1 protein-coding gene is annotated in these 4,428 nt (G+C 74.9%); it reads left to right on the top strand.

Going from position 1 to position 4,428, the window contains the following annotated elements; all coding sequences use genetic code 11:
• Nucleotides 1-18 precede the first annotated feature (18 nt).
• Nucleotides 19-4,428 (top strand): type I polyketide synthase (locus VFV67_RS23330; RefSeq protein ID WP_326472751.1); only part of this gene is annotated, 4,410 nt, incomplete at its 3' end.

The following is a 4,428-nucleotide window of genomic DNA, read 5'->3' as shown; positions in this document are numbered from 1 at the left end:
ACCGACCCGGAGTACTGGGTGCGGCACGTCCGCGACGCGGTCCGGTTCGCCGACGGCCTCACCACGTTGCAGGGCAACGGGGTCACCCGGTTCCTCGAGCTGGGCCCGGACGGCGTGCTGTCGGCCATGGTCGGCGACGGGCTCGCCGTTCCGGTGCTGCGGGCCGGGCGGGCCGAGGCCACCACCCTGCTCACGGCGGTGGCCACCGCGTACGTGCATGGCACGGCGGTGGACTGGCCGGCGCTGTTCGGATCCCCGGGCGAGCCGGTCGACCTGCCCACGTATCCGTTCCAGCGCCAGCGGTTCTGGCCGTCCGCCCGGCCGGCGGGCGGCACGTCCGGCACGCACCCGCTGGCCGGCGCGGCGGTGCCGCTGGCCGACGGCGACGGCCTGGTGCTCACCGGCCGGATCTCGGTGGCCACCCACCCGTGGCTGGCCGACCACGTGGTGCGTGGCGCGATCCTGTTGCCCGGCACCGCGTTCGTCGAGCTGGCCCTGCACGCCGCCGACCACGTGGACTGTCCGCGGCTGGACGAGCTGACCCTTGAGGCCCCGCTGGTGCTGCCCGAGCACGGCGCGGTGCAGGTCCAGGTGAGCGTCGGCCCGGCGCACGGCGACGGCACCCGCCCGGTGTCCGTGCACGCCCGGCCGGACGGCGCGGAGAGTTGGACCCGGCACGCCACCGGCCTGCTCGGCGCCGAAACCATCCCGGCCGAGCCGTTCGACCTGACCGCGTGGCCCCCCGGGAACGCCGATCCGGTCGACCTCACCGGCTGTTACGCCGATCTCGCCGAACGCGGCCTGGTCTACGGCCCCACCTTCGTCGGCCTGCGTGCCGCCTGGCGGGCCGGTGACGAACTGTTCGCCGAGGTCGCCCTGCCCGAGCCGGCCCACCGCGACGCCGAATCGTTCGACCTGCACCCGGCCCTGCTGGACGCCGCACTGCACGCCATCGGGCTCGGTGGCCCGATCCCGGACACCGGGACCGCGCGGCTGCCGTTCGCGTGGTCCGGCGTGACCCTGCACGCCACCGGGGCAACCGCGCTGCGGGTCTGGCTCGCTCCGGCCGGCCCGGACACGGTCTCGGTGCGGGTGGCGGACGGCGCCGGCGCGCCGGTGGCCGAGGTCGAGGCGCTGACCATGCGCCCGGTCGCCGACGCGCAACCCCACGCAACCACCGGGGGGATGCTGTTCGAGGTGGACTGGGTGGAGCTACCCGAGTCCACAGTGGACGAACCCGGCCCGGAGCCGGTACCGGTCGAGCCCGCCGCCGGCTGCGACGACACCGCAGGCGGGATCCGCGCCGCGACCCACCAGGCACTGACCGCGATCCAGACCTGGCTGGCCGATCCGGACTCCGGACGACTGATGGTCCTGACCAGGGGCGCGGTGTCCACCGGAGCCGGCGACCCGGTGCGCAGCCTGGCCGGCGCCGCGGTCGCCGGGCTGGTGCGCACCGCGCAGACCGAGAACCCGGACCGGATCGTGCATGTCGACCTCGACGACGACCCGGCATCGACCGCCGCGCTCGCCCAACTGTCCATTGTGGATGAACCGCGGCTGGCCATCCGCGCCGGCCGGCCGCTCGCGGCCCGGCTGGCCCGAGCCAAGCCGGACGAGTCCGGACACACCGGATGGGACCCCGACGGCACCGTGCTGATCACCGGCGGCACCGGCGCGCTCGGTGCCCGGGTGGCCCGGCACCTGGTGACCCGGCACGAGGTGCGGCACCTGGTGCTGGCCGGCCGGCGCGGCCCGGACGCACCCGGCGCGGCCGAACTGGTGGCCGAGTTGGAGAGCCTGGGCGCGACCGCGGCCGTGGTCGCCTGCGACGCCGCCGACCGCGCCGCGCTCGCCGCCGTGCTGGCCGGCATCCCCGCCGCCCACCCACTGGCCGGCGTCGTGCACGCCGCCGGGGTGCTGGACGACGGCGTGCTCGACTCGCTCACCCCGGACCGGCTCGACACCGTGCTGCGGCCCAAGGTGGACGCCGCGCTGAACCTGCACGAACTGACCCCGGCCACGCTCGGCGCGTTCGTGCTGTTCTCCTCGGCCGCCGCCACCTTCGGCGTTGCCGGGCAGGCGAACTACGCCGCCGCCAACGCGGTCCTGGACGCCCTCGCGGTGCAACGACACGCGGCCGGCCTGGCCGCGATCGCGCTCGGCTGGGGACTGTGGGCGGCCGGCGACGGCATGGCCGGCGGGCCGGACGGCAAGGCGCACACCCGTACCACGACGCTCGGCGGCACCCTCGCCGACGACGACGCCCTGGCCCTGCTCGATCTCGCGACCCGGGACGGCCGGGCGCACGTGGTCGCGCTGGCCACCGACCCCGCGGCTGCGGCGGCCGCGCGCGGTCAGCAGGTTCCCGCGCTGCTGCGCGGTCTGGTCCGGACCTCCCGGCGCCGGGCCGCCGGCGCCGCCACCCCGTCCGCGCTGGCCGGCCGGCTCGCCGGACTGTCCGAAGTGGAGCAACGGCGGGTGCTCGGCGAGCTGGTGCTGACCCAGGTTGCCGACGTGCTCGGGCACGCCTCGGCCGCGGCCGTCGATCCCGCCCGGGCGTTCGCCGAGCTTGGCTTCGACTCGCTGATCGCCGTCGAGCTGCGCAACCGGGTGAGCGCGGCGACCGGGTTGCGGCTGCCGGCCACGCTGGTGTTCAGCTACCCCACGCCGTACGCGCTGACCGACCACCTGCTCGGCGAACTGGCCGGAACCGCCCGGCGGGCGGCCGGACCGGCGACCCGATCGCGCCGGGTCACCGCCGACGACCCGATCGCGATCGTCGCGATGAGCTGCCGCTACCCGGGCGGCGTCGGCAGCCCGGAGGACCTGTGGCGGATGGTCCGCGACGGCATCGACGGCATCACCGGCTTCCCGGTCAACCGGGGCTGGGACCTGGACCGGATCTACCACCCCGACCCGGGCCGGCACGGCAGCACCTACGTGCGGGAGGGCGGCTTCCTGCACGAGGCGGACCGGTTCGACGCCGCGCTGTTCGGGATCTCGCCGCGGGAGGCGCTGGCCATGGACCCGCAGCAGCGGCTGCTGCTGGAACTGGCCTGGGAGACCTTCGAGCGGGCCGGGATCGACCCGACCTCGGTGCGCGGCAGCGGAACCGGCGTGTTCGCCGGGGTGATGTACCACGACTACGCCTCCAGCATGGCGGCGATCCCGCCGGACGCCGAGGGCTTCCTCGGCACCGGCAGCGCGGCCAGCGTGGTGTCCGGCCGGGTGGCCTACGCGTTCGGGCTGGAGGGCCCGGCGATGACCGTGGACACCGCCTGTTCCTCGTCACTGGTCGCGCTGCATCTGGCCGCCCGGGCGTTGCGGGCGGGGGAGTGCTCGATGGCGCTGGTCGGCGGTGTGACCGTGATGGTCAAGCCGGACACCTTCGTGGACTTCAGCCGGCAGCGCGGGCTGGCCCCGGACGGCAGGTGCAAGTCGTTCTCCGCCACCGCCGACGGCACGAGCTGGGCGGAGGGCGCGGGGATGCTCCTGGTGGAGCGGCTTTCCGACGCCCGGCGTAACGGTCATCAGGTGCTGGCACTGGTCAGCGGCACGGCGGTGAACTCCGACGGCGCTTCCAACGGGCTCACCGCGCCGAGCGGGCCGGCGCAGGAGCGGGTGATCCGGGCCGCCTTGGCCGACGCCGGACTGGCACCGTCCGATGTGGACGCTGTGGAGGCACACGGCACCGGAACCGTGCTCGGCGACCCGATCGAGGCGTCCGCGCTGTTGGCCACCTACGGCCAGGACCGGGAAACACCGTTGTGGCTGGGTTCGCTGAAGTCCAACATCGGCCACGCCCAGGCCGCCGCCGGGGTCGGCGGCGTGATCAAGATGGTGCAGGCGATGCGGCACGGCACGTTGCCGAAGACCCTGCACGTTGCCGAGCCGTCGCCGCACGTGGACTGGGCCTCCGGTGCGGTGGAGCTGCTCACCCAGAACCGGCACTGGCCGGCCGACGATCGCCCGCGCCGGGCCGCGGTGTCCTCGTTCGGGATCAGCGGCACCAACGCCCACGTGATCCTGCAGGAACCCAACGCCGCACGGCCGTCCGCACCCGCCTCGGCTCCGGACCCGTCCGTGGTGGTGCCCTGGCCGGTGTCCGCCCGCACCGAGACCGGGCTGCGCGCTCAGGTCGACCGGCTGCGTGCGCTGTCCGATGCCGATCCGGTCGATGTCGCCTACTCGCTGGCCACCGGTCGGGCCGCACTGGAGCACCGGGCGGTGTTGTTCGGTGCCGATGCCGTGACCGGCGCGGTGCGGCCGGGCAAGACCGCGTTCCTGTTCACTGGTCAGGGTTCCCAGCGTGCCGGTATGGGTCGGCAGCTCTACGAGATCTACCCCGTCTTTGCTGACACCCTGGACTCGGTCTGCGCCCGACTTGACCCGGAACTTGACCAGCCCTTGCGACAGGTTCTCTTC

Source organism: Actinophytocola sp., assembly GCF_035762905.1.
Classification (GTDB): Bacteria; Actinomycetota; Actinomycetes; order Mycobacteriales; family Pseudonocardiaceae; genus DASYTH01.
Note: the sequence above shows the minus strand (reverse complement) of the source record. Positions and strands in the feature narration are given on the sequence as shown.